The 23,459-nt window shown below is 73.2% G+C and carries 22 protein-coding genes; 9 read left to right on the top strand and 13 right to left on the bottom strand.

The annotated features are described in order from the left end of the window. The first annotated feature begins 1 nt into the window (after position 1). The gene (locus ACQP2F_RS18240) at positions 2–619 is read left to right on the top strand and encodes a TetR/AcrR family transcriptional regulator (RefSeq protein WP_433305497.1); all 618 of its coding nucleotides are present in this window, start codon (positions 2–4) and stop codon (positions 617–619) included. A gap of 19 nt (positions 620–638) precedes the next feature. Here the strand turns inward: ACQP2F_RS18240 and ACQP2F_RS18235 are convergent, their stop codons facing one another. After that, positions 639–1,163 carry a helix-turn-helix domain-containing protein gene (locus ACQP2F_RS18235; protein ID WP_433305495.1) on the bottom strand — a complete coding sequence of 175 codons (525 nt, stop codon included), beginning with the start codon at positions 1,161–1,163 and terminating at the stop codon, positions 639–641. Between the two features lie 59 nt (positions 1,164–1,222). Between ACQP2F_RS18235 and ACQP2F_RS18230 the strand changes: the two genes are divergently transcribed. Further along, entirely contained in the window at positions 1,223–1,999 is a 777-nt protein-coding gene (locus tag ACQP2F_RS18230; protein WP_433305493.1) for a M23 family metallopeptidase, read from the top strand. Positions 2,000–2,123: 124 nt separating this feature from the next. On the opposite strand, the gene gtfA is transcribed toward ACQP2F_RS18230, so the two are convergent. From gtfA to ACQP2F_RS18210, 4 genes are all read right to left on the bottom strand, one after another. Next, entirely contained in the window at positions 2,124–3,599 is a 1,476-nt protein-coding gene (gtfA, locus tag ACQP2F_RS18225; protein WP_433305491.1) for a sucrose phosphorylase, read from the bottom strand. A gap of 429 nt (positions 3,600–4,028) precedes the next feature. After that, positions 4,029–4,352, bottom strand: coding sequence for a DUF3140 domain-containing protein (locus ACQP2F_RS18220; RefSeq protein WP_433305489.1), 324 nt, complete (start codon positions 4,350–4,352; stop codon positions 4,029–4,031). Positions 4,353–4,597: 245 nt separating this feature from the next. Beyond that, positions 4,598–5,215, bottom strand: a complete 618-nt coding sequence (locus ACQP2F_RS18215) for a ClpP family protease (protein ID WP_433305488.1) — start codon at positions 5,213–5,215, stop codon at positions 4,598–4,600. Then, a complete protein-coding gene (locus ACQP2F_RS18210) occupies positions 5,212–5,838 on the bottom strand; it encodes a ClpP family protease (RefSeq protein ID WP_433305486.1) in 627 nt (208 codons plus the stop codon). The genes ACQP2F_RS18215 and ACQP2F_RS18210 overlap by 4 nt, the downstream gene beginning before the upstream one ends. 173 nt (positions 5,839–6,011) lie before the next feature. On the opposite strand from ACQP2F_RS18210, the gene ACQP2F_RS18205 reads away from it, so the two are divergent. Next, entirely contained in the window at positions 6,012–7,028 is a 1,017-nt protein-coding gene (locus ACQP2F_RS18205; RefSeq protein ID WP_433305484.1) for a phosphatidylinositol-specific phospholipase C domain-containing protein, read from the top strand. Positions 7,029–7,162: 134 nt separating this feature from the next. Here the strand turns inward: ACQP2F_RS18205 and ACQP2F_RS18200 are convergent, their stop codons facing one another. Then, positions 7,163–8,101: an LLM class flavin-dependent oxidoreductase gene (locus ACQP2F_RS18200; protein WP_433305483.1), complete on the bottom strand. Its 939-nt coding sequence runs from the start codon at positions 8,099–8,101 to the stop codon at positions 7,163–7,165. Positions 8,102–8,275: 174 nt separating this feature from the next. Between ACQP2F_RS18200 and ACQP2F_RS18195 the strand changes: the two genes are divergently transcribed. After that, a complete protein-coding gene (locus ACQP2F_RS18195; protein WP_433305481.1) occupies positions 8,276–9,010 on the top strand; it encodes a helix-turn-helix domain-containing protein in 735 nt (244 codons plus the stop codon). 136 nt (positions 9,011–9,146) lie between these two features. Continuing rightward, positions 9,147–13,907: an eCIS core domain-containing protein gene (locus ACQP2F_RS18190; RefSeq protein ID WP_433305479.1), complete on the top strand. Its 4,761-nt coding sequence runs from the start codon at positions 9,147–9,149 to the stop codon at positions 13,905–13,907. Position 13,908: 1 nt separating this feature from the next. On the opposite strand, the gene ACQP2F_RS18185 is transcribed toward ACQP2F_RS18190, so the two are convergent. The 5 genes from ACQP2F_RS18185 to ACQP2F_RS18165 form a co-directional block, all read right to left on the bottom strand. Continuing rightward, complete coding sequence (locus ACQP2F_RS18185; protein WP_433305477.1) at positions 13,909–14,562, bottom strand: NADPH-dependent F420 reductase; 654 nt, start codon at positions 14,560–14,562, stop codon at positions 13,909–13,911. Positions 14,563–14,565: 3 nt separating this feature from the next. Then, complete coding sequence (locus tag ACQP2F_RS18180; RefSeq protein WP_433305475.1) at positions 14,566–15,594, bottom strand: LLM class flavin-dependent oxidoreductase; 1,029 nt, start codon at positions 15,592–15,594, stop codon at positions 14,566–14,568. 88 nt (positions 15,595–15,682) lie between these two features. Then, the gene (locus ACQP2F_RS18175; protein WP_433305474.1) at positions 15,683–16,900 is read right to left on the bottom strand and encodes a DUF1501 domain-containing protein; all 1,218 of its coding nucleotides are present in this window, start codon (positions 16,898–16,900) and stop codon (positions 15,683–15,685) included. A gap of 11 nt (positions 16,901–16,911) precedes the next feature. Continuing rightward, complete coding sequence (locus tag ACQP2F_RS18170) at positions 16,912–18,354, bottom strand: DUF1800 domain-containing protein (RefSeq protein WP_433305472.1); 1,443 nt, start codon at positions 18,352–18,354, stop codon at positions 16,912–16,914. Between the two features lie 74 nt (positions 18,355–18,428). Then, positions 18,429–18,851: a nitroreductase family deazaflavin-dependent oxidoreductase gene (locus ACQP2F_RS18165; RefSeq protein WP_433305470.1), complete on the bottom strand. Its 423-nt coding sequence runs from the start codon at positions 18,849–18,851 to the stop codon at positions 18,429–18,431. Positions 18,852–18,926: 75 nt separating this feature from the next. Here ACQP2F_RS18165 and ACQP2F_RS18160 point away from each other — a divergent pair, with 75 nt between their 5' ends. Genes ACQP2F_RS18160 through ACQP2F_RS18150 form a run of 3 tightly spaced genes read left to right on the top strand, consistent with a single transcriptional unit; the run spans position 18,927 to position 21,188 of the window. Next, positions 18,927–19,418, top strand: coding sequence for a hypothetical protein (locus tag ACQP2F_RS18160; protein ID WP_433305468.1), 492 nt, complete (start codon positions 18,927–18,929; stop codon positions 19,416–19,418). A gap of 4 nt (positions 19,419–19,422) precedes the next feature. Then, positions 19,423–20,553, top strand: coding sequence for a sensor histidine kinase (locus ACQP2F_RS18155; protein WP_433305467.1), 1,131 nt, complete (start codon positions 19,423–19,425; stop codon positions 20,551–20,553). Further along, positions 20,550–21,188, top strand: a complete 639-nt coding sequence (locus tag ACQP2F_RS18150; RefSeq protein ID WP_433305465.1) for a response regulator transcription factor — start codon at positions 20,550–20,552, stop codon at positions 21,186–21,188. Before ACQP2F_RS18155 ends, ACQP2F_RS18150 begins: the two co-directional genes overlap by 4 nt. A 5-nt stretch (positions 21,189–21,193) precedes the next feature. Here the strand turns inward: ACQP2F_RS18150 and ACQP2F_RS18145 are convergent, their stop codons facing one another. After that, a complete protein-coding gene (locus ACQP2F_RS18145; RefSeq protein ID WP_433305463.1) occupies positions 21,194–22,117 on the bottom strand; it encodes a M15 family metallopeptidase in 924 nt (307 codons plus the stop codon). 72 nt (positions 22,118–22,189) lie between these two features. After that, the gene (locus ACQP2F_RS18140) at positions 22,190–22,339 is read right to left on the bottom strand and encodes a sigma factor-like helix-turn-helix DNA-binding protein (protein ID WP_433305461.1); all 150 of its coding nucleotides are present in this window, start codon (positions 22,337–22,339) and stop codon (positions 22,190–22,192) included. Positions 22,340–22,471: 132 nt separating this feature from the next. On the opposite strand from ACQP2F_RS18140, the gene ACQP2F_RS18135 reads away from it, so the two are divergent. Continuing rightward, positions 22,472–23,458 carry an SEC-C domain-containing protein gene (locus ACQP2F_RS18135; RefSeq protein WP_433305459.1) on the top strand — a complete coding sequence of 329 codons (987 nt, stop codon included), beginning with the start codon at positions 22,472–22,474 and terminating at the stop codon, positions 23,456–23,458. The last annotated feature ends 1 nt before the right edge of the window (position 23,459 follow it).

The following is a 23,459-nucleotide window of genomic DNA, read 5'->3' as shown; positions in this document are numbered from 1 at the left end:
CGTGACGACCGCTGCTTCGCTATCGCCGGAAACCCGCTATCGCAGCCGGCTGACCGAGGGCATGGCGGCCTGCATCCGGGCGAACGGCTACGCGGACACGACGGTGGCCGACATCGTCCGGGCGGCGCGGACCTCCCGGCGTACGTTCTACGCGCATTTCACCGACCGCCAGGAGTGCCTGGTCGCCCTGATGCACGAGAGCAACCAGCGCACGATCGCCCGCATCTCGGCCGCGGTCGACCCGGCGGCGCCGTGGGAGGCGCAGGCCCGCCAGGCGATCGAGGCCTGGATCGCGGCCGTGCAGGCCGACCCGCCGATCACGCTGAGCTGGATCCGCGACGTGCCGGCGCTGGGCGCGGGCCGGTCGAGGTCGTTCCAGCGGGCGACCATGCGCGAGTTCGTCGAGCTGATCCAGGCGTTGACCGACACGCCGCAGCTGCGGGCCGCGGGCGTGCGGCCGCCGTCCGAGCAGACGGCGATCATCCTGCTCGGCGGTTTGCGCGAGCTGATCGCCACCGCGGTCGAGGACGGCCACGACGTGGCCACCATCATCGACGCCGCGGTGGAGGCGACGCAGCTGCTGCTGGGGCCTCGCGAGCCGGGCGCCCGCGGCGCCTGACCACCCGGCGCGGCGCGGCTCAGCGCTGGGCGCAGGCCATCATCACCAGCAGTGGGATGACCCGCTCGCCGGGCACGGCGTAGTGCGCCCGGCCGGTCGTGCGCAGCCAGCCGGCGGCGATCAGCTGGCGCACGTGGTGGTAGAGCTGGCCGGTGCTCTCGATGCCCTCGACCGCCTGCAGCTCGGCGGCGGCGCCGGCGCCGCGCAGCACCTCGCGCAGGATCTGCAGGCGGGTCGGGTGGGCGAGCGCGGCCAGGGCCGGGGACAGTGCCGTCCAATCGGACTCGACAATGCCCTCGACCGGGAAGCCCTGCTGCCATTCGTAGTGCTCGCCGCTCGGCAGGTCGACCAGGCCGGTGAAGAGCACGGCGCCGGGCGGTCCGGCTCGGTCGCGCAGGCCGGCCAGGGCCCAGAAGTCGGCCGCGGTCGGCAGCGGTGCCTCGGGGCCTTCCGCCTCGGGAACTTCCGCCTCCGGGCTCGCCGCTTCAAGCGCGTCGAGGCGGCGCTCGATCTGTGCCAATCGCTCGGCCAGGGTGTCATCCACGACCAGACTCCGTCAATTTGGAACTACGTAATTCCGAAGCATACCGGAGGGAGATCATCATGGCGCGACTGATCGCCCGCGTCCGGGTGCCGCTGCTCTTCCTGGTGGTCCTGACCGTGCTCGGGCAGCGCATCCTTGACTACCACGTCCCCTGGTGGGTGTCGGTCCCGGCGATCGTCGGGGCGATGGCGCTCTACGGCTGGGTCGGTCTGGTGTGCGCCGAGCCGCTGGTCGTCGAGCCGCCCGTGCGGGGCAGCTGGCGGGCGGTCAACAGCCCGGCCAGCCGCGTGCCCAGTCACGGCATTCATGCGTACGGGCAGAGTTATGCCGTTGATCTGGTCTTTGCGAGGCCCGAGGGCTTGCGCGGCATGGTGCCCGCGAGCGCGTTTCCCGGATTCGGGCAGCCGGTCCACGCCGCGGCGGGCGGCACGGTCGTGCGCGTGCGGCAGGGGCAGCGCGACCATCGCAGTCGCACCTCGGGGCTCGCGATGCTGTACCTGCTGGCCGAGGGCATGCTGCGCGAGGTGCTGGGCGCCGGCCGGGTGATCGGCAACCACATCGTCGTCGACCTGGGCGAGGGGCGGTATGCGCTTTATGCGCACCTGAAACGCCACTCCGCGCTAGTGCGGCCCGGCGACCGGGTCACCGCCGGTCAGCCGATCGCCCGCTGCGGCAACTCCGGCAACTCGAGCGAGCCGCACCTGCACTTCCAGCTCATGGACCACGCACGGCCGACGTTCGCCGCGGGCTTGCCGTTCGACTTCCCCGGGGGCGTCCCGGTCAACGGGGAGCTGATAAATGCCGGCCAATGCTCCAGTTCCGCCTTCTCCGGGTGAGCACATCTGCCGCTGTCCAGCCGACGACGGGTTCTTGCTGTTCGCAGGGCGGCCACTTCCGCGTCCGAGTCGCAGCCCATAGCCCCGGCGGAGGTCGACCTGGACACGGCCGCGGGGGCCCCGGTCAACGGAGCCCCGCCAGCTCGAGGACGTCGCTGATGGTCCGGGTCGCGCCGGCGTCTTCGTACGTGATCCGATGGGTGAGGTCCCGCAGGTTGACATGCAGCTCGGCGCGGGCGGCGCCGTGCCGCCATCGCAGCTCGATCGTCGTGTCGCCGATCTCGTAGGTGAAGTCGCCCCGAAAGGCCGGATGGGCCGCGCGCAGGCGGACGGCGGCCAGCTGGGCGCGCACGACGGGCTTGGTGAGCCGCTCGTCGATCTCGTCGCGGGTGTAGTGGTGACGGTTGACGTCGCGGCCCACCCCGGTGCGCCGGAGCAGGTCGATGTCGTTGCGGCCGGCGAGCAGGCCGACGTAGTAGATCTGTGGGGTGCCCGGCACGAACAGCTGGATGAGCCGGGCCAGTAGATAGCGGCGGTCGTCGCCGAGGGCGTCGTAGAAGGTGCAGTTGACCTGGTAGAGGTCCAGGTTGCCGGCCGCTTTGCCGGTGGCCAGCCGGCTCGTGCCGCCGCTAGCGTCGTGCACGGCCTCGACCAGCCCGTCGATCTGTCCGGGCGTGAGCAGACCGGGCACGCCGGGCAACAGCGGGTTGGCGCCGACGTCCACGATGCCGATCCCGTCGTGGGTGTCGAGCACGGTGACCGCGTTCGGCGGCCGCACGGCCAGCCAGCGGGACAGCGGTGCGGCGTCGCGGGCGTGCAGGGCGTGCAGGACCAGCGGCGGCAGCGCGAAGTCGTACACCAGGTCGACCGTCGGCGCGAGGGCGATCTGCTGCTGGTAGTGGCCGTGTACCTCCAGCAGCACCCGGGCGCCCCGCTCGTTGGCGTACGCCCGCAGCCGCCGGACGAACTCGTGCGTGGCGCCGGTCATGAAACAGTTGGTGCCGGCCTGCTTGCCGACGTAGCCGACCGCGTCGAGCCGCAGGACCGTGACGCCGGCATCGGCGAGCCGGTCGACGATGCCGGTCAGATAGGCCCAGGTGGCGGGCTCGCGGATGTCGAGGTCGACCTGGTCGGCGGTGAACGTCGTCCAGACCAGGCGCGGCCGTCCCCCGAGCGTCATGGCGGTGAAGGGCAGCCCCGGCCGCGGCCGGTAGATCGCGGTGAGCTCGTCCTCGGTGGCGCCGTCCGGGAAGACCGAGCCCATGGTCAGGAACATCTTCCGGTACGGCGAGGCGTCGCCGCGCAGCTGCACGTCACGGAACGCCTCCGACCGTACGGACATGTGGTTTACGATGACGTCGGCCGTCACGCTGTGTGTCTCGGCCAGCGCGGCCACGTCGGCCCAGGTGCCGAGCCGCGGGTCGGGCGTCGTGTGGTCCTCGGGGTCGAAGCCCGCGTCGGCGCCGTCGTACGGCCGGAAGAAGGGCAGGACGTGCACCCCACCGAAGGTGTCCCGCAGCGGACCGTCGAGGATCTCGGCCAGTCCGCGCAGCGATCCACCGAACCGGTCGGCGTACGTGATCAGTTGCGGCGCATCCATGTGTCACCCCTTGGTCGAGCCCTGGAGGAGCGCGGCGACGAAACGACGCTGGAAGACGCGGACGACAACCAGCGTGGGTACGAGGACCAGCAGAGCTCCCGCGCACAGCGACGGGAGGTCCATGGCCCATTGTCCCTGAAAGGCATCGGTGAACTGTTCGTCTTCACCGTCGCCGAAGGCGACATCACCGAAGCCAGCGAGGTATACCACCCCTGACCGCCGAGCCGGCCATCGCATGCCAGCTCCACCGCCAGGCCAGGCACCTCAGGACGCGACCTCGAAGACCCGGCCGCCGAAGCGCCACGGGTTCAGCGACCGGGACAGGTCGCCGGGTCACGGCGCGGGCGGCGCAGCGGCCACGATTTCTCCGGATGTCTCCACCAAGCGGGGAAAACGAACGTCCGTCGAGCGCAGGCGAGACCAGGGCCGTCAATCGTGGAGGGGGTCGTGACCCCAGTTCATCAGCGAGTAACGCCAGTGGGTCTCCTTGACGTCGCCCTGGGGGCGCTGCGCCAGGTGGCGGTGGACGTAGCCGATCACCTTGCGCATGTGCGCCTCGTCGGCGTCGGACAGGTCGGCCTTCTTGCTGCGCAGGATCTTGATGATCCGGCGGCCGGAGTCGTGGCCGACCGACTCGCCGCCGCCGGACGGCTTCTGGCCGACCTCCTTCGACTCGTCGGTCGCCAGCCACTTCTCCAGCTCGGACGCGCTCATGTTGACGGCGTCCTTGAACTCCGCGTAGGTGTCAGCCATGCCGATCATCTACCCGGGGAGCTGCGCAAATAACGCTCACCCGGCGGGCGCGGCCCACGCACCGCCCGGCGGGCTGCGGGAAGCCCGTCCGGGTGATGGCTGCGGGAGTGACGCTCGGACAGCGGCTAACGGGCCGGCTGCGACCCGGGCGGCGGCGAGCGGGCCGGCAGCGAGCGGGCCGGCAGCGAGCGGGCCGGCAGCGAGCGGGCCGGCAGCGAGCGGGACGGCGGCGAGCGGCGCGGTGCTCACGCGGCGGCGTCCAGGCGGTAGGCGCGCTGCTCGCGGCGGGTGATCACGCGGTCGGCGAGGCCGTAGGCGACGGCCTCGGCGGCGGTCAGGGTCATGCTGCGGTCGGTGTCGGCCCGGATCTTGGCGGTCGAGTGGCCGGTGTGGTCGGCGAGGATCTGGTCCATCTCGGCCCGCACCTTTGCCACCTCCTTGGCCTCCACGGCCAGGTCGGGCAGCGTGCCGCGGGCCTGGCTCGACGGCTGGTGCAGGGTGACCTTGGCGTGCCGCAGCACCGAGCGCTTGCCGGGAGTTCCGGCGGCCAGCAGGGCGGCGGCCGCCGAGGAGGCCTGGCCTACGCAGATCGTGGCGATGTCGCAGCGTACGAAATGCATGGTGTCGTAGATCGCGGTCAACGCGCTGAACGAGCCGCCGGGCGAGTTGATGTAGAGGCCGATCTCCTGCTCGCCGGAGGACTCGAGGTGGATCAGCTGGGCGATCACCACGTTGGCCACGCCGTCGTCGATCTCGGTGCCGAGGAAGATGATCCGGTCCGAGAGCAGGCGGCTGTAGATGTCGAAGGCGCGCTCCCCGTTCGGCGTCTTCTCGACCACGGTCGGGATCGTGTACTGGCTCATGCCGACAATCCCATCGGCTGGCGGGCCATCGACGGGCGCACGTCGTCGACGCTGTCCAGGACATGATCGATCAGCCCGTACGCGAGGGCCTCGTCGGAGGTGAACCAGCGGTCCCGCCGGCTGTCCCGCTCGACCGTCTCGTAGGGCTGGCCGGTGTGCTCGGCGGTCAGTCGCAGCAGGGTCTGACCGACCTTGTCGAGCTGGTCGGCGTAGATCTCGACGTCGGCCGCCGTCCCGCCGAAGCCGGCCGAGCCCTGGTGCATCAGGATCTGCGCGTGCGGCAGGCTGAACCGCTTGCCCGGCGTGCCCGCGGTGAGCAGGAACTGGCCCATGCTGCCGGCCAGCCCGAGCGCGAGCGTGCTCACGTCGTTGGGGATCAGCCGCATGGTGTCGTAGATGGCCAGGCCGGCGCTGACCGAGCCGCCCGGCGAGTTGATGTAGAGGCTGATCGTGCCGCGCGGGTCCTCGGCCGAGAGCAGCAGGAGCTGGCCGCAGAGCCGGTTGGCGATGACGTCGTCGACCTCGGTGCCGAGGACGATGATGCGCTGGTGCAGCAGCCGGGCGGCCACCTGGTCGTCGATGGACCCGGCGGTCCACGGGGAGGCCCCGTTGGTCAGTTGCATGTCCTTCTCCTCTTCGAGCGCTTGACCTCCACCTTTGGCCGCCCGGGGCCGACACACCAAGCCGATCTGCTGTCAGCAGACGGCCGCGGCCCGTTCCGTACATGTTCATGTCCGTCGATTTGTATTACGGTCGTCCGACCGGTGTGGCGCCGGCCGGCCGACAGGAGGTCCTGGTGCGCAAATCCCTGATCGTGCTCGCGGCCGCGGCGGTGACGCTGGCGGCGGCGACCCCGGCATCGGCGGCGGGCTCGGCGAGCAAGGTCTCGCAGACGACGACCGTCGGCATCCACAACACCTACGACCCGGCGACCTTCGCCTACCTGGCCCAGGCACTCGACCTGCACCCGGGGCTGATCGAGCTCGACGTCTGGCCGGACGTCGTCACCCGCGAATGGAAGGTCAGCCACTCCAACCCGCTCGGCAACGCCAACAACTGCGTCGCCGCCACCACCGCGTCGCAGCTCTACTCGGGCGGCGCCAACAAGAACCTCGAATACTGCCTGGACGACATCCGGCTGTGGCTGGGCGCGCACCCCGGCAGCGGCCCGCTGATCCTCAAGCTCGAGCTCAAGACCGGCTTCAGCAGCCGCACCAAACAGGGTCCGGCTCAGCTCGACGCGGCCATCGCGAGCCACCTCGGCTCGGCGGTGTTCAAGCCGGCCGACCTGCTCGGCGGGTACGCGTCACTGGACGCGGCGGCCAGGGCCGACGCGTGGCCGACCCGGGCCCAGCTGGCCGGCAAGGTGATCATCGAGGTCATCCCGGGCACGGTCGAGGAGGGCAACCCGACCGACACCCTCTGGACCGACCGGGAATACGCCCAGTACCTCAAGGGCCTGGCCGCCGCGGGCACGCTCGCGAAGGCGCAGATCTTCCCGGCCGTGCACAACGCGCAGAGCGGCGACCCGCGCGCCCGCTACAGCGACGCCACCCTGCGGCCGTGGTTCGTGGCCTTCGACGGCGACGCGAGCGCCTACGTCACCGGCGGCATCGACACGTCGTGGTACGACACCAACCATTACCTGCTGGTGATGACCGACGTGCAGAACATCCCGCCGGCCGTGGCCGCCGGCGACGTCGCGGCCGCCCAGGCCCGGGTGGCGCTGGTAGCCGGCAAGCACGCGAGCGTGGCGTCCTCGGACTGGTCGAGCATGCCGGCCGTCGACGCCGAGGTCCTCGACCGCGGCTGAGCAGCGGCAGCGGTCACCCCGGCCGCGCGGTCACCCCGGCCGCGCGGTCACCCCGGCCGCGCGGTCACCCCGGCCGCGCGGTCACCCCGGCCGCGCGGTCACCCCGGCCGCGCGGTCGCCTGGGCCGCGCGGGCTCAGAGTCGGCCGGAGAGGAGGCGGGCGACCCGGCGCAGCTGGTCGCGCTGGGCGGCCAGCCCGAGCGCGCCGAGCCGGACCACGAGGTGCCGCGCGCCCGCCTCGACGTACCGGCCCAGCGCGGCGCGCACATCATCGGCCGGGCCGGTGACCACCGCCTGGATCTTTTCCAGATCCTCCAGCGGCATCCCGTACGTGGCGAGCGCGTACCGGTCCATCGCCCGGCGCGCGTCCCCGGCGTCGTCGCCGATCAGCACCGTCACGAACAGCGCCGCGGTGATCGCGTCGCCGTCCCGGCCGGCGCCCGTTGCCGCCTCGTGCACCCGCGCCAGCCCGGCGGCGTAGTCGGCGGGAGCCGGCGGATAGGGCAGCCACCCGTCGTAGAGACGGCCGGCCCGGTCCAGCGCGGCGGGCGTCGCACCGCCGAGCCAGACCGGCGGTCCCCCGGCCCGGAACGGTGGCGTGGCGGGCGGGATCTCCGCGTACCGGAAGAACTCGCCGTCGAAGCTCCGCCCGCCGGCCCACAACGCCCGCCACAGCGCGACGGTCTCGTCGAGCCGGGCGAACCGGCGCGCCCACGGCACCTCCGACAACGCGTACAGCGGCCGCCCGAAGCGTCCGGGAAAGCCGGCGCCGACCGCCACCGCCAGCCGCCCGCCGGAGAGCAGATCGATCGACGCCAGCGACTGCGCCAGTGGGAGGGGACGGCGCAGGAACGGCAGCAACGCGCCGGTGCCCAGGGTGACGGTCGCGGTGGCCGGGGCGAGGGCGGCGAGCATGGTCAGCGCCTCGATGCGCGGGCTGATCAGGGAGTCGTTGACGAACAGCGAGACGAAGCCGAGGCTCTCCGCCTCGCGGCCGAGGTCGAGCAGGTCGCGCGGGTCGTCGCCGGCGTCCCATTGGGCGGCGCCGGTCGGAAGCAGTACACCGAAGTCCACGCCGACGATGCTGAGCGGAAGCCCGTGATGCCGGCAATTCCCGCCGGGGAATGGCCGGGAGGCGGCACGGGCGGGCGGCAATTCCCGCCGGGGAATGGCCGGGAGGCGGCACGGGCGGGCGGCAATTCCTGCCGGGGAATGGCCGCGACGCCCGGCGGCGGATAGAACGGGCGGATGGACTTCCCGCGCGCGCTGCGGAATCGGCGTACCGACCGGCGGGTCAGCCAGCTCGAGCTGGCGTCGCGGGCCGGCACCACGCAGCGGCACCTGAGCTTCCTCGAGTCCGGCCGGTCCCATCCGGGACGAGGCCTGGTGGTGCGCTTGGCCGAGTCGCTGGAGCTGCCGCTGCGCGAGCGCAACGAGCTGCTGCTGGCGGCCGGGTACGCGGCCGCCTACCCCGAGACGCCGCTGGACGACGCGGCCCTGGCCCCGGTCCGCACCGCGATCGGGCACATCCTGGCCGGCCATCAGCCGTATCCGGCCATCGTCGTCGACCGCACCGGCGCCCTGATCGCGGCGAACGACGCGTTCGGCCTGATCAGCCTGGGCGCGGCGGCCGAGCTGGTCGGGCCCGGCCGCAACGTCTACCGGCTGGCCCTGCACCCGGCCGGGATCGCGCCCCGCATCCGCAACCTGGCCGAATGGGCCCGGCACATCCTGGCCCGCCTGCCCGGCGACGACCCGCTCCGCGACGAGCTGTCCGGCTACGTGCCCGAGCCGGCGCCGACCGCCGGTGCGCTCGGGTTCGCGGTGCCGCTGCACCTCGACTCGCCGCGCGGCCCGTTGCGCCTGATCACGACCGTGACCACGTTCGCCACCGCGACCGACATCACGCTGGCCGAGCTGAAGCTGGAGGCGTTCCTGCCGGCCGACGCGGCCACCGCGAAGGCCTTGCACACGGCCGGCTGAAGGTGGTGGTCCGCGACCTGGTCTTCTCCCTGCGCTACAGCCACGTCGTCGAGGCCGTCACCGCGTTCGGGGAGCGGGTCAGTCGGGCATGAGACAGCACGGACCCGTACGTGCGCGGGCAGTCCACACTGGGCTGATGCTGGGCGAGCGGGAGGGCCCCGAGCACGAGGCCGTGGCGCCGGAGGCAGCACCGCCTTCGCCGCGCGCGGCACACGGCCCGCCGGGGCCCGCGCTGCTGGCGGCCGGCAACCGAGCGGTCTCCCGGCTGCTCACGGGCGTGAGCGGGCCGGACGACCCGGCCGAGCGGGCGGCCGCCCGGTTCGCCGCGAGCGGCGCGCCGCTCGCCCCGCTGCTCGGCGGCGTGCGGGTGCACACCGGCGCCGACCTGAGCGACCTCGGCGCCGACGCGGTCACCCGGGGCGGCGACATCTACTTCGCGGCCGGCGCCTACCGGCCCGACACGCCGGACGGTCACCGGCTGCTCGCCCACGAGCTGGCGCACACCCGGCAGGACCCGTCGGTGGCGTACCGCTCGGGTGAGGCCGTCACGGTCGGCTACAAGATCGAGGCCCGAGAGCCGGAGGTGTTCCTGTTCCCGGGCTCGGCGTCACGCGAGTCGCTGGCGAACACTCTCTACGGCTCGCCCGACCGCACCGGGGACGTCGCCTTCGTGCCGACCCCGGACGGCGCGAGCGTGGACGGGATCATCGCGCAGGGCGCCCGGGCGCGTACGCCCGCCTCGCTGCTCCCGGCCGCGCTGGAGTCCCTGCGCTGGGCCCTCGACACCGCACTCAAGACCGACGTCGAGCGCACGATCGCCCTGCTCAGCGAGCGCTCGGTGTCGGGCGGGCCGCTGGCCGAGCTGACCCTGCGCTGGTCGCAGCGCTCCGACGTCACCACCACGAGCGGCGGCAGCTACTTCGACGCGTACCTGCGGGCGCTGAAGAACCGGACGCTGAGCCAGCCGCACTGGTACACGCTCGGCCAGACCGAGACCGAGAAGACCGCGCTGCAGTGGCTGCTGGACGAGGCCGGGGGCGCCAAGGAGCAGATCCAGAAGGCGATCGAGCTGCGGTCGGCCGAGTTCAAGGGCACGGTCGGCTACACCGTCACCGACCAGCGGCCCGAGTTCCGCACCGGCGACCTGATCGGCCGGTTCTACGGCAGCGACGGCGGCACCACGCCGGTCCGGGTGCTGCAGGCGATCGCCGACGACGCTACCGAGGAGGGCTGCGCCCGGCTCGTACAGCACCAGATCACCGGCAAGTCCAGCAGCTCCGGCCTCGGCTCGGGCGTGGTCGTGCCCTCCCCCGCCGGCGGCTTCACCGGCTACCTGGTCGATTTCGCCCTGCTCGACGCGACCATGCCGCACCCGTTCGACGACCCGGCCGGCCACTACTTCTGGTACTACCCGGGCACCCGGCCGATCTTCGAGCACGACATGTGGGACGCGGCCAGCCGCCGCCAGTTCCAGGGCAACGTGCGCGGGCAGAACAAGGACTGGCAGGACGACCTGATCGCGATGGAGGGCGCCGCGACCCGGATCCGGGCCAACGCCACCGCCGCGCTGCTGCCCAAGGACTTCCTCGCCGCGTGGCAGGCCGCCGACCGGGCGATGATCGAGGTCAGCGGCCGGCTCGGGGCGCGCGGGCAGGTCGACGCGTCGGCGGCGGTACCGCCGGTGCGGACCTTCCTCGGCCGGGCCCGCGCCCAGGTGCAGGGGCTGGACAAGCAGGAGACCGTGCACATCCCGGACGATCTGCCCAGCCAGTCCCTGGACTACAGCTACGTCACCAACCCGTACCTGACCGCGGACAAGCACGACGAGATCCTCAAGCGGCTCACGGCGGCGGCCACGACCACCGAGTGGCGGGCGGCGCTCACCGACTACCACGGCGTCGTCGGCGCGATGGACGAGTACGTGGCGAGCCGGCTGCGGCTGTTCGGCGGCCAGGCCGGCGCCGAGCAGGCCCGCCAGCTGCAGTACGCCGGGGCCGCGGCCCGCGAGCTGGACAGCCTGGTGCTCGACCACCCGGCCGGCAAGAAGGTCCGGGCCACGTTCTTCCCGCTGGACAACCTCACCGCCGCCGACGCCGGCCTCGCCCCGGCCGAGGCGGTCGCGATCGACCTGCTCTTCTACGTCTACCGGGACACCGACGGCACCTGGCACCTGAGCGACCTGACCACGCCGCAGAAGGCCAAGGTCACCGAGGCCGGCGGCGGCGACGCCGGCAACCCGCCGCCGGCGTTGTTCGAGAAGCTGAACACGGCGCTGCGCTTCCCGAAGGGCCGCCTCTACTGGGAGCTGCCGGACGGCTCGATCCGGCTGATGACGACAACCGCGCCCGAGCCGTGGTCGGCCTGGGTCAAGCGGATCGGCCTCACCCTCGGCCTGATCGCGATGGCGGTGGCCAGCGGCGGCACCAGCATCCCGGGCACGCTGCTGATCGTCGCCTCGTCGGCCGCGAACATCGTCGGCACCGGCATGGAGCTGTCCGAGAAGGCCGACGCCGGCGTGCTCACCTCGGTCGACGTGACCGTCGGCGTGCTCGACATCATCACCGGCCTGGCCCAGGCCGGCTCGGCGGTCAGCGGCCACATCGTCGCCACCGCGGCGAAGACCGGCGTCACCTCCGCGCTGGCCCAGCGGCTCGACGGGTACGTCTACCGGCAGCTCGTCGGCGTCGGCCTCTTCGGCCAGGCGGCGTCGTTCGCGGTCACCACCAAGGACATCCTGGACCAGTACGACAAGGCCAAGGCCGAGGCCGACTCGAGCGGCAGCGACCTCGCCCTGCGCCGGCTCGTCACGCACCTGGTGATGTCCGGGACGATGCTGGTGATGAGCGGCAAGAGCGACCTGGCCACCATCGCGCGCGGCCGGGTGCTGCGGCTCGGCGACTTCTCGGGCGCGAACGTCGCCGCCCCGGACGCGAACACCAAGGCCACGCTGGACGCCACCCACGACGCGTGGGTCGCCGAGATGAAGCAGGCCGGCATGCGGGCGCAGGCCGGGCCGCGCACCGGGCCGCCGCTGGAGCCGGGACTGGTCGGCGTCTACGACAGCCCGCAGAAGGCCTACCAGGCGTACGAGGCGACGCTGCAGCGGCCGGGCGCGGCCGAGGTCGGCGTGTTCCGCAACCCGCAGGGCGAGTACGTCGTGATGGTCGGCCGCGCCACCGCGGTGGACCCGCCCGAGGGCGGCGGCCCCTGGCAGGCGGTCGTGCACTTCCACGGCACCCCGGGCAACGCCCTGGCCATGCGTAACCCGGCGGCCAAGGACGTGGAGGGTGCGCTCAGTGCCGCCCGCAAGTCGGGGCAGCCGGTCACCGAGTTCGTCGAGGCGGCGCTGCCCGGCGGCGGGCGCACGATCACCTCGTACACGGCCCATCCCGACGGCCGGATCGAGATCGAGTACACCCGGCCCAGCGGCGAGCGCAAGACCCGCAGCTTCGGCGACATCCAGCAGTACGAGGCGGAGGCCGGCTCGCGGAAGGTCGCGATCGCGGCCGACAGCCCGGAGTACCGGGAGCTGATGGAGGACGCCGACAAGCTCTACCGCGGCACGGGCGGCGGCACCACCGGCGGCCGTACGGCGCTGGGCGCCACGTGGCACACCGAGCTGGACGCGGTGGCCGGCCCGGCGACGCGCACGGAGCTGGAGACCCAGTTCGGGCGCACCGGCGCCGACCTGCCCGGACTGGTCGCCGAGATGAAGCCGGCCCGGGTCGCGGAGCTGGCCAGGCACCTGGGCGCGGACAAGCTGGCCGAGCTCGCCGCGCGGGTGAACGCCAAGGCGCTGACCCACCTGACCGCCGGCATGGACGCGGCCGCGGTCGGCTCGCTGGCCGCGCACTCGCCGGCCCACCTCGCCTGGGCGGCGACCCATCCGCTGCCGGCGCACGCCCGCGAGCTGCTGTCGCTGCCGCCGGCGACGCTGGCCGTGCTGGCCCACCCGGACGCGGGGCTGTCGGCGGGACTGGTGTGGGAGCTGTCGCACGGCGTCCGGCAGGCGCCGCCGGGCCGGCTGAACGACCTGGCCCGCCTGGTTCCGCCGCTGGGCGTGCGGCGATTGCACGAGAACCTGGGCGACGAGGGCTTCCTGCAGGTCGTACGGACCGAGGACCGGCCGGACAACCTGCTGCAGATGGCCATGGGCCTGCAGGGCCAGGCCGCCGCCGAGCTGGCGACCACGGCGGCGATGCCCTCGGGCGCGACCGTGCTCGACGCCAACATGCTCATCCCGCTGCAGCACCTGCGCTCCGGGCGGCGGGCCTGGTCGCCGGGACCGCCGGCGACGAACCTGTCCAACACCGACCGCGCCCGCATCAACGCGCTGGCCGGCCGGTTCGGCGTGACCTTCACCGGGCCGCAGGGCGCGCCGACCGCGGCCGAGCTCGAGGATCTGATGCGCAAGACCGGCAACTTCGTGTCCGGGGTGACGATCGCCGAGACGCCGCCGGTGCCGGGCATGTCCCGGGGCACCGGCATGCGGGTGGACCGGGCCGACCCGCAGTACGTGGCCGCTCTGCGCGAGATGGAGCAGGTCGGCACCAACAAGTTCACGCCGGGCAGGGACCGCACCTTCGCCACCGACCCGCCGCACCCGATCGGCGAGGCGGTCGGCGGCGCCGACCGGGTCGCGATCGGTGACCTGCTCTTCGCCGAGCGGGCCCCGAACGCGACGCCGCCGGTCTACTACACCGGCGACGAGGGCGTGGTGAAGGCGCTGCTGACCCGTTACGGCGTGCCGGGCACCTTCAAGGACGTGCCGATCAACCAGCCCAAGGGCGACCCCGTCGCGGCGTACGGCACCCGCTTCCGCCGGGACAATCCGAACGGCTTCCAGATCGAGATCCAGGGGAAGCGGGCGGTCGTGATCTGGCTGCCGAACAAGTAGGTCAGGCGCCGCGGATCTCGGTGGCCGGGAAGCGGCCGAGCATCGCGCGCACCTCGGCGGCGTCGGTGTTGGCGCCGAACAGCTCGGTGCCGGGCTGCATGCGTACGCCTTCGGCCAGCGGCCCGGCCACGACCGGGTCGAAGCCCAGCGCGTCGACGAACGCCGAGACCGCGGCCACGTCGTCCGGGTCGTCACCGGCGACGGCGATGGCCCGCCGCCCGGCCGTCCCGGCCGGGCGGGCGCCCTCCTCCAGGTCGTGGTAGCCCATGTGGTTGAAGGCCTTCACGACCCGGGACCCGGGCAGGAACTCCTGCACGATCTCGCTGGAGGTCGTACGCGGGTCGGTGAGGTCGTCGCGGACGCCGTCGACCTCCCACCAGTAGTTCATCGCGTCGACGACGAGCTTGCCGCGCAGCTCGTTTACCGGGACGCTGCGGTACCTGCCCAGCGGCAGGGCCAGCACCGCGATGTCAGCCCCCCGGGCCGCCTCGGCCGCGGTCACGGCGGTGGCGCCGGGCGCGAGGATCTCGACGATCAGCGAGATCTTCGCGGGCTCGCCGGAGCCGGCCACCAGCACGCGGTAGCCGGCCGCCACCGCGAGCCGGGCCAGCACGGTGCCGACCTTGCCGGCGCCGAGAATGCCGATCGTGGTCACGCCTCAGCCCCCCAGGATGTCGCGGACCATGGGCGCCACCTTGGCGCCGAACAGCTCGACGGCGCGGGTGCGGGCGCTGACCGGCTGGGCGCCGGCGGTGTAGATGAGGTCGAAGCGGCCCACGCCCAGCGTCCGCACGGCCCCGGCGATCTTACGGGCCACCGTCTCGGGCGAGCCGATGTAGAGCGAGCCGTGCGCCACCTCGGCGTCGAACTCCGAGCGGCGCAGCGGCGGCCAGCCGCGCAGGGCGCCGATGCGGTCCCGGATCACCTTGTACGCCGGGTAGAACAGCTCCCGGGCCTCCTCGTCGGTGTCCGCGACGAAGCCGGGCGAGTGCATGCCGACCGGATGCGCGACCGTGCCGAGCTGGTCGGCGGCCCGCCGGTAGAGGTCGACGTAGGGCGCGAAGCGGGCCGGGTCGCCGCCGATGATCGCGAGCATCAGGGGCAGGCCGTGGCGGGCGGTGCGGACCACCGACTGCGGTGAGCCGCCGACGCCGACCCAGGTGCGCAGGCCGTTCTCGGTCTTGGGGAACACGTCGGCGTTCTCGAGCGCGGCCCGCATGGTGCCGGTCCAGGTGACCGGCTTCTCGTCGAGCAGCTTCACGAAGAGGTCGAGCTTCTCCTCGAACAGCGCGTCGTAGTCGCTCAGGTCGTAGCCGAACAGCGGGAACGACTCGGTGAACGAGCCGCGCCCGAGGATGACCTCGGCCCGGCCGTTCGACAGGGCGTCGACGGTGGCGAAGCGCTGGAAGACGCGGACCGGGTCGTCCGAGCTGAGCACGGTGACGCCGGAGGCGAGCCGGATCCGGCCGGTGCGGGTCGCGATGCCGGCCAGCACGGTCTCCGGGGTGGAGATCGAGTATTCCGGGCGGTGGTGCTCGCCGAGGGCGATCACGTCGACGCCGAGCTGGTCGGCGAGCACCGCCTCGTCCACGACCTGCCGGATCGCGGCGGCCTGCGAGATCGGGACGCCGGCGTCGTCGACCGGCACGTCGCCGAAGGTGTCGAGACCGAGCACGAGGTCACTCATGGCTGCCTCCTGTAATTGACACGTCAATCATACGATCGCCACGTCGAACACCGAAGGGGCCACGGTTATGCCCGGCCTCGACGAAGGGCTACGCCGCGACGAGGCCGAGGGAGCTGGTCGCCACGCCCGGGAAGACCGACGAGCTGTCGGCCAGGCCGCAGCGCACGCGCAGGATCTCGGCGATCACCGAGCGGTAGTCGGTGGTCACGGCGAGGTCGCCGTCGATCAGCTGCGCCGGGGCGAGGCCGGGCCAGCGGCCGTACACCTTGCCGCCCTTGACGTTGCCGCCGAGCAGCAGCATCGCGTTGCCGTAGCCGTGGTCGAGACCGGCCGAGCCGTTCTGGGCGGCCCGGCGGCCGAACTCGCTGATCGTGACCAGGGTGACCCGGCGCAGGCCGTCGGGGCCGAGGTCGGCGGCGAAGGCGGCCAGCGCCGACGCGAGCGCGTTGAGCTTGTCGTAGTAGCGCTTGCCGGCCACGGCGGCGCCGAGGTCCTCGTGCATGTCCCAGTCGCCGCAGTCAAGCGTCGCGGTGCGCAGGCCGACGCCGGCCTTGACCAGGCGGGCCACGTCCTTGAGCGCGTTGCCGAGGTCGGTGGCCGGGTAGGTGACGGCCGGCGTGTAGCCGGCGGCCTGCAGCTTCTTGACCGCGCCGAGCGCGCCGAGCATCTGGCCGGTGGTGGTGGCGAGCGCGTCGGGCGCGCCCTGGTACATCGCGGCCATCGTGGCGGCCAGCGGGCGGCCGTCCACGTCGCCGTCGAGCTTGAAGCCGTCGATCGAGCTCACGCCGAGGTGCGGTGCGGCGCCGGCCAGCACGCGGGCCGGCCGCGGGCTGCCGATCGAGACGCCGCCGAAGCCGCCGGGCGAGCCGAAGCCGCCGAGCACCCGGTCGAGCCAGCCGGTGCGGATGGCGGTGCCGGGCGCGGCCCGTTCGAGCTCCTCCATCGCGGCGAAGTGCGAGCGGTTGGGGGTCGGCTGGCCGGCCGCGTGCACGGCGCCGAACGTGCCGTTCTGCCAGTACGGCAGCAGCGGCGCGAGGGCGGGGTGCAGGCCGAAGAAGCCGTCGCCGGCCAGCAGCTGCCGCTGCGGCACCCCGATGGTCGGGCGCAGCGTGTAGTAGCTGGAGTCGGCCGCGGGCACGATCGCCGACAGCCCGTCGAAGCCGCCGCGCAGCGAGAGCAGGACGAAGACGTCCCGGCTGCCGGTCGGGTCGGCGGCGAAGGCGAACCGGGTGTCGAGCATGGTGGCGGCCAGGCCGGCGGCGGCGCCGGCGAGCAGGGTCCGGCGCCGGCACAGGATGTCGGTCACAGAAAGGGTCCTTATCGGAGTGCGAACGTCGGGGAGTTGAGCAGCATCGCCATCAGGTACGGGAACATCCAGTCGACGGCCGGGTCCTTGGCCTTGACCGGGCTCGCCGGGGTCTTGCCGAAGAAGCCGGCCAGCGCGTCCCGCTGGGGGCCTGGCAGCGTGGTCTGGAGTAGCCGGGTGGAGACGGCGTCGATCAGCGCGCCGTACGTGGCCGGGGTGGTCGTCCCGGCGAAGCCCGCGACCAGCGACGCCGGCCGCACCAGGGTGGTCGGCCAGTAGCCGGCGCCGACGTTGAGGTGGGCGTTCCAGCGCACCAGCTGACCCGACGGCGAGGCCCAGGCCGGGGCGACGTCGGGGTAGCCGTTGGGCGGGGCCCAGGCCAGCGGCGCCTGGCCCGCGTTCGCGCAGATCCAGTAGAGCGACTCGGCGGCCTTGGTGCCGGACGGCTCGGGACCGTAGTCGAGCGTGCGCAGGGTGGCGACGATGTCCTCGTACGGCGTGCGGGTCTTGGCCCCGATCGACGCGGCGAACTCGGCCGAGGTGAACAGCGCACGCAGCACCGGCGCGATCGCGGACCGGTTGTCCAGGTAGACCTTGACCAGGCTGGTGACCAGGGTGGCCGGCGGGTCGTCGGCGACGAACCGGACGCAGAGCTTGGTGACGATCCGGCGGGCGGTGGCCGGGTGCAGGGCGAGGTAGTCGAGCAGCGCGAGGGCGGCCTGCTCGCCGCCGGTCGTGCTGGCGTTGGCGTGGCTGAAGCCGAGGACGGTCACCGCGCCGACCGCGTGCTGGGCCGGGTCGTACCGGTACTGGCCGGTGGTGGCGTCGACGGTCAGGCCGGTGAGCAGGCGGGCGGCGTTCTTGACGTCCGACTCGGTGTAGGTCAGCCCGACCGTGTGCAGTTCGAGCAGCTCACGGCCGTAGTTCTCGTTGGGCAGCGCCTTGGTCGACCACCGGTTGTCGAGGTAGGTGAGCATCGCCGGGTGGCGGGCCGAGGCCTTGAGCAGGTCGGCGAAGCTGCCGAGCGCGTACTTGCGGATGACGGCCGCGTCGTAGTCGGTGCGGCTGTCCCAGACGTCGCCGGTCGGGCAGGTGACGTTGAGGTGGTTCGACCAGAACTCGGCCATCACCTCGAACAGCTGGCGCCTGCTCCAGATCGCGCGGACCGGGGTGACGAAGCTGAGCTGCCACATCGGCGACCAGTCGTACATCTTCAGCGTCTTGGCGGTGACCCCGGCCCGGATTGCCGGGATCGTCGCCCGGCACCAGGGGAACCGGGCGACCAGCGAGTCGGCGACGGTGTCGGTGATCGAGGCGGGGTTGAGCTGGGCGTCGAGCCAGGCCGCCGCGCCGAGCTTACGGATCTCGGCGACAGCGGCGGGCGTCGGGCCGTACGTCGCCCGCCGCAGCAGGTGCAGCAGGGGGTCCGGCGGGAGCAGGTCGGCGGCGGTCACGCCGGGACCATCGGCAGCGCGGTCTGATCATTCGCACTTCGGGGTCCGCTGCACCGCATCTGCTCCCGACGGCGCTAACTGGCCCGGGTGAGCCGCAGCACCGGAATGGTCCGGATCCCCGCCGTCTTCCGGGCGTACTCGGCGAAACCGGGATAGCGGCGGGCCTGCTCGTCGTAGAGCCGGTCGCGCTCGTCCCCGGTGACCTCGTCGACCTTGACCGGATAGGTCTCGGTGCCGCGCTCGACCTCGCCGCCGCCCGCGGTGGTGAGGTTGTAGTACCAGTCCGGGTTGTCGGGGGCACCGCCCTTGGAGGCGAAGACGTAGATCACGTCCTCGTCGCTCTCATCGGGCAGATACATCATCGGGCTGACCAGGTCCCGCCCGGTCCGGCGGCCGCGGTGGCGGATCAGCACCATCGGCGCTCCCTCGAACGGGCCGCCCACCCGGCCCTCGTTGGCGCGGAACTCGTCGATGACTTGGGTGTTCCAGTCGCTCATGAACAAATCATGCCCCACCCGCATTACCACCCGTGGGTGGTACCCGCGCGCACCCGCCGGCCCGATCCTGGGCGCATGACCTCGGCAAACGCGTTCAACCTGCTCATCGCTACGCTCGTCGTCGCGTACCTCTGCTCCCGGCAGCTCACCTGGCGCCCGGTCGATCCGGCCCGGATGTGGAAGCTCCCGCTGATCCTCGGCGTGCTGGGCGTGGTCGCGCTGAGCCGGCAGACCGGCGCCCTGCACCCGGTCGACGTCGTGATCCTCGGCCTCTCCGCGGCCTTCGCGCTGGTCTCCGGCGCCCTGATGGGCCGCATCGCCCGGTTCCGGCCCTCGCCGGCCGACCCCCGCCTGACCGAGAGCCGCACCGGCCCGTTCGGCATCGCCATCTGGGCCGGCCTCATCGCGGTCCGCATCGCGCTCGACGTCGCCGGTCACCGCATGGGCTCCGACCTCGCCCTCTCCGCCGGCTCGATCCTGCTGGTGCTCGCGCTCAACCGGGCCGCCAGCGCGTTCGTCGTCTCGGCGCGCCAGCCCCGCCGTTCCCTCGCGATGGCCGGAAGATAGATCCGTGTTCCTCACTCCGGCGCGGCGCGCGTGGACCGTGGCGCTCAACCTGGTCGGCATCGTCTTCGTGGCGATCGACCTGACGCAGCGGGCCCTGCGCGACGCGCCGGCGATGATGCTGGTGGCGGCCTGGGCGGCCTGGTCACTCTGGGTGGTCGCCACGCTTCTTCCCGAGCGGCACGTACGGGTACGAGCCGCCCTCTACCTGGGAGCGATCGCGTTCGGCTCGTTCGCCGGGGCGGCGACCCACGTCGTGAGCCTCATCCCGGCCGTGGTCGGGATCCTGGTACTCACCGGCACGCCGGCCATCCCGATCCGCGTGGCCGGCGCCGCCATCGCCGGGTCGGCGCTGTTGATCGGCGCCGGCGCGCTGGCCGCACCGGCCGACCGCGGCGTCCTGATCAGCGAGGCGTCCCTGCTGCTCATCGTGGCTCTCGGTGGCCTCAGCCGCCGGCAGTACCGGATCTCCCAGGCCCAGGCCCACGCCCTGCTCGAGGAGCGCCTCGCCGTCGAGCAGGAACGGGCCCAGGTCGCGGCCCTGACCGAGCGGTCCCGCATCGCCCGCGACCTGCACGACGTGCTGGCCCACTCGCTCGGGGGCCTGGTCATCCAGCTGGAGGCGGTGGACGCGCTGCTCGAGTCCGGCCGCGCCGCCGACGCCCGCGACCGGGTGCGGTCCGCCCGCAAGCTCGCCGTCTCCGGGCTGCACGAGGCCAAGCAGGCGGTCAGTGCCCTGCGCGAGCCGGACGAGCCGCTCTCGGAGGTGGTCGCCGCGCTGGCCGAGACCCACCGGGCGCTCGGCGCCCAGGTGGCCGTGCGCGGCGACGCCGACCGGGGCAGGCTGGACGCCGCGGGCCGCGTGGCCGTCCGCCGGGCCGTGCAGGAACTGCTGACCAACGCCCGGCGGCACGCGCCGGGCGCGCCGGCCACGCTCGATCTGGACTGGGACGACGACATGCTGACGATCACCGCCGCCACCCCGGCCGGCTCCCGTCCGCCCGGCTCCTCGCCCGGCGGCGGCCACGGTCTGGCCGGGATGCGGGAGCGGATCACCGGGGCCGGTGGCACGATGAGCGTGCGGGAGGGGCCGCCGTTCGAGGTGGTGCTCCGGCTGCCCGGGGAGCGAGCGGCATGATCCGCGTCCTGGTCGCGGACGATCAGGCGACCGTACGGGACGGCCTGGTCACCCTGCTGGAGCTGACCGACGGGGTCGAGGTCGCCGGTGCGGCCGCCGACGGCGAGGAGGCGGTGCGCCTGACCCTGGAGCTGCGCCCCGACGTCGTGCTGATGGATCTGCGCATGCCCCGCCTCGACGGTGCCGGGGCGACCGCCCGGATCACGGCGTCGGCGCCGGAGACCGCGGTGCTGGTGCTGACCACCTACGCCGACGACGAGTCGCTGGCCGGGGCGCTGCGGGCCGGGGCGCGCGGCTATCTGACCAAGGACGCGGGCCGGGCCGAGCTGGCCGCCGCCGTCCGTTCGGTCGCCTCCGGCCAGGCCACGTTCGCCAAGGAGATCGCCGACCGGCTGGTGCGGGGCTTCACCGAGGCGGCGCCCCGGCCCGGGCTGCGCGAGCGGTTCCCGGCGCTGACCGCCCGCGAGGCCGACGTGCTGGAGGCCATCACGCTCGGCCACAACAACGCCCGGATCGCCGCCGACCTGTTCCTGAGCGTCGCCACCGTGAAGAGCTACATCAACTCGATCTTCGCGAAGATCGGCGCCCGGGACCGGGCCCACGCGGCCGCGATCGCGTCCGGCCGCTCCGGGTAGGACGCTCAGCCGCCGTTCGCCGAGAAATGCATGTAGTCCTTGAGCGAGTGGTAGTCGCCGCCCCACTTCCAGCCGATCGCGGCGAACGCCTTCACCACCGGGCCGCCCGGCTCGATCATGCCCGGGCGCACGTCCGCGCGGTCGAGGTAGGAGGTGGCCAGCTCGGGCAGCACGACCTTGCCGCGGTGATACGGGTTCTGGAACGGGTTCACGTCGACGGCCAGCCCGTAGGCGTGCTGCGACCAGGCCTGGCGACCACGGACCGGCCGGCAGGCGTACGCGTCGGTGCCGTTGCCGTCGCCGGTCGGCGGCGCGGTGAGGCCGGCCGCGCTGGCGATCCGCATACCCTCGATCGGATAGCCCTGGGCGAACAGCGTGCCGAACACCTTGACCAGCCCGTCCGCGGCGCGCCGGTGGACGATCATCTCGCCGGTGTGTGCGCGGCCGTCGAAGCCCCGGAAGCCGACCGTCACATATCGCAGATCCGTGCTCTTCACCGGGCACGCGCTGGTCCACGAGGAACGAGCAAGGACGCTTGCCGGTACGGGACGGATCGTCGCGTGGAAGCCGCCGTCGGCCGGGGGCGGCAGGTAGTCGGTCGTGATGATCGACCGGTGGCGCAGCTCGGGTGGCGTCTCCTGGGCCGCCGCGACGCCACCGGGTCCGGCCGGAAGCAGCCGCTTACCCAACCAGTCGGGCGCCGGCGTGGCATTGCCGATGGGCCGTTCCGCCCCCGCGTCCGCTCCCGACGCGCTCGCCCCTTCCGGGCTCGTCGCCGCCGCGCTTTCGCCCGCCGCACCTTCTCCCGACGCGCTCTTTCCCGCTGCGCTCGTTGCCGTCGGAGTCGGCGGAGCCGGCGGATGCGGAGCCGGGCCGGAGCAGGCCGTCGCGACCGTACCGGCCAGCACGATGATCAGGAGCCGCCGCACCGGGCCACGCTATCGCTCGGCGCCGGTCGCCACCATGCCGGAGAGCCCGCGCATCGCCTCGTACAGCCGCGCCTAGACCTCGCCCAGTTCCAGGCCGAGCAGGTGCGCGGCCTCGCGGGTGGTCCGCCGGCCGAAATAGGTCGCGACGATGACCTCCCGATGCCGGGCCGGGAGATTGCGCAGCATCAGCTCCATGGGCGGGGCCTCGTTCGTGGTCGGCATCCTTGGCACTCTGGTCATCGCCGCGGCCGCACTCCAGTGCGCACCTGCGGGGTAGTCGCGGCGTCACCCTCGGGTAAGGGATGAGACGCAGATCAACACCCTCGCGCGCGCCGACCGCAGTAGGTTGGCGACGTGTCGTTGAAGACTGATCTGACCAGCGCCGACCTTGCCGACATCCGCCGTTCCGCCCTGGGCGCGGCCGACCCGCTCGGCGTCGCGGCCGAGCTGGCCGAGGCCGCCGAGGCCGGGCACCTGACCGATCCGGAGGACGCCGGCTACGCGCTCGCGCTCGCCGCCGAGATCGCCGAGAGCCGGAACAAGCTCGATGCCGCCCTGCGGTACGCCGACCGGGCCGTCGACGCCTACGCCAAACGCGACGACAGCCAGGCCGGCGCCGCCCACGCGCTGCGGGCCCGCATCCTGTTCCGGGCCGGCCGCGAGGACGATGCGATGGCCGAGCTCGAGCCCCTGCGCCCGCTGCTCACCCGGCACCCGGACGCGGCCGCGTACGTCAGCGCCCCCCTGGCCGCCGGCGGCCGGAACCGGGTCGCCGAACAGTGGCTGACCGACGCCGTGCAGGAGACGCTGGCCGAGCGCGGCGGCGCCGACCCGGCCACCGCGGAGGACGCCGGGCTGCTGTTCTTCCTGCTCCAGCAGCGGCACCGGCTGCGCCACGCGCTCGGCCGGCAGCACGACACCCACGACAACCTGGCCGAGCGCCTGGAGACCAGGCTGGCCAACGCCGCTCCCCCGCCCGCGGCCGATCTGCTGTTCTGGCCGGAGGCCGAGTTCGGCAAGCTGCTCGCCCGGTGGCCCGCGCTGTCCGCCGACTACGGCGACACCTGGGACGAGCACCGCGCCCGGCTCGAGCGGGAGCTGGTCCGGCTGACCGGCGCCGGGCGCACCGGCCTGACCGTGCTGCCCGGCACGGTTGCCGGCCTGACCGGCTTCGCCGGCGCCGACGGCGACCCGGCCGGCGCCAAGTCCCGGGCCGGCTACGCGGCCCGGCTGGCGACCGGCGCCGCGCAGATCCCGTGGCCGCCCGAGCGTAACGGCTCGTGCTGGTGCGGTTCCGGCCTGAAGTACAAGAAGTGCTGCCTGCCGCGCTCGCGCGGCTGAG

Source organism: Actinoplanes sp. CA-030573, from assembly GCF_050951115.1.
In the GTDB taxonomy this organism is placed as follows: Bacteria; Actinomycetota; Actinomycetes; order Mycobacteriales; family Micromonosporaceae; genus Actinoplanes.
Note: the sequence above shows the minus strand (reverse complement) of the source record. Positions and strands in the feature narration are given on the sequence as shown.

Coding starts and splice junctions, on each gene's coding strand:
- ACQP2F_RS18140 (WP_433305461.1), bottom strand. CDS start 22,339: ATGCCGACCACGAACGAGGCCCCGCCCATGGAGCTGATGCTGCGCAAT.
- gtfA (WP_433305491.1), bottom strand. CDS start 3,599: ATGGATGCGCCGCAACTGATCACGTACGCCGACCGGTTCGGTGGATCG.
- ACQP2F_RS18230 (WP_433305493.1), top strand. CDS start 1,223: ATGGCGCGACTGATCGCCCGCGTCCGGGTGCCGCTGCTCTTCCTGGTG.
- ACQP2F_RS18180 (WP_433305475.1), bottom strand. CDS start 15,594: ATGAGTGACCTCGTGCTCGGTCTCGACACCTTCGGCGACGTGCCGGTC.
- ACQP2F_RS18195 (WP_433305481.1), top strand. CDS start 8,276: ATGGACTTCCCGCGCGCGCTGCGGAATCGGCGTACCGACCGGCGGGTC.
- ACQP2F_RS18215 (WP_433305488.1), bottom strand. CDS start 5,215: ATGAGCCAGTACACGATCCCGACCGTGGTCGAGAAGACGCCGAACGGG.
- ACQP2F_RS18160 (WP_433305468.1), top strand. CDS start 18,927: ATGACCTCGGCAAACGCGTTCAACCTGCTCATCGCTACGCTCGTCGTC.
- ACQP2F_RS18150 (WP_433305465.1), top strand. CDS start 20,550: ATGATCCGCGTCCTGGTCGCGGACGATCAGGCGACCGTACGGGACGGC.
- ACQP2F_RS18210 (WP_433305486.1), bottom strand. CDS start 5,838: ATGCAACTGACCAACGGGGCCTCCCCGTGGACCGCCGGGTCCATCGAC.
- ACQP2F_RS18190 (WP_433305479.1), top strand. CDS start 9,147: ATGCTGGGCGAGCGGGAGGGCCCCGAGCACGAGGCCGTGGCGCCGGAG.
- ACQP2F_RS18165 (WP_433305470.1), bottom strand. CDS start 18,851: ATGAGCGACTGGAACACCCAAGTCATCGACGAGTTCCGCGCCAACGAG.
- ACQP2F_RS18220 (WP_433305489.1), bottom strand. CDS start 4,352: ATGGCTGACACCTACGCGGAGTTCAAGGACGCCGTCAACATGAGCGCG.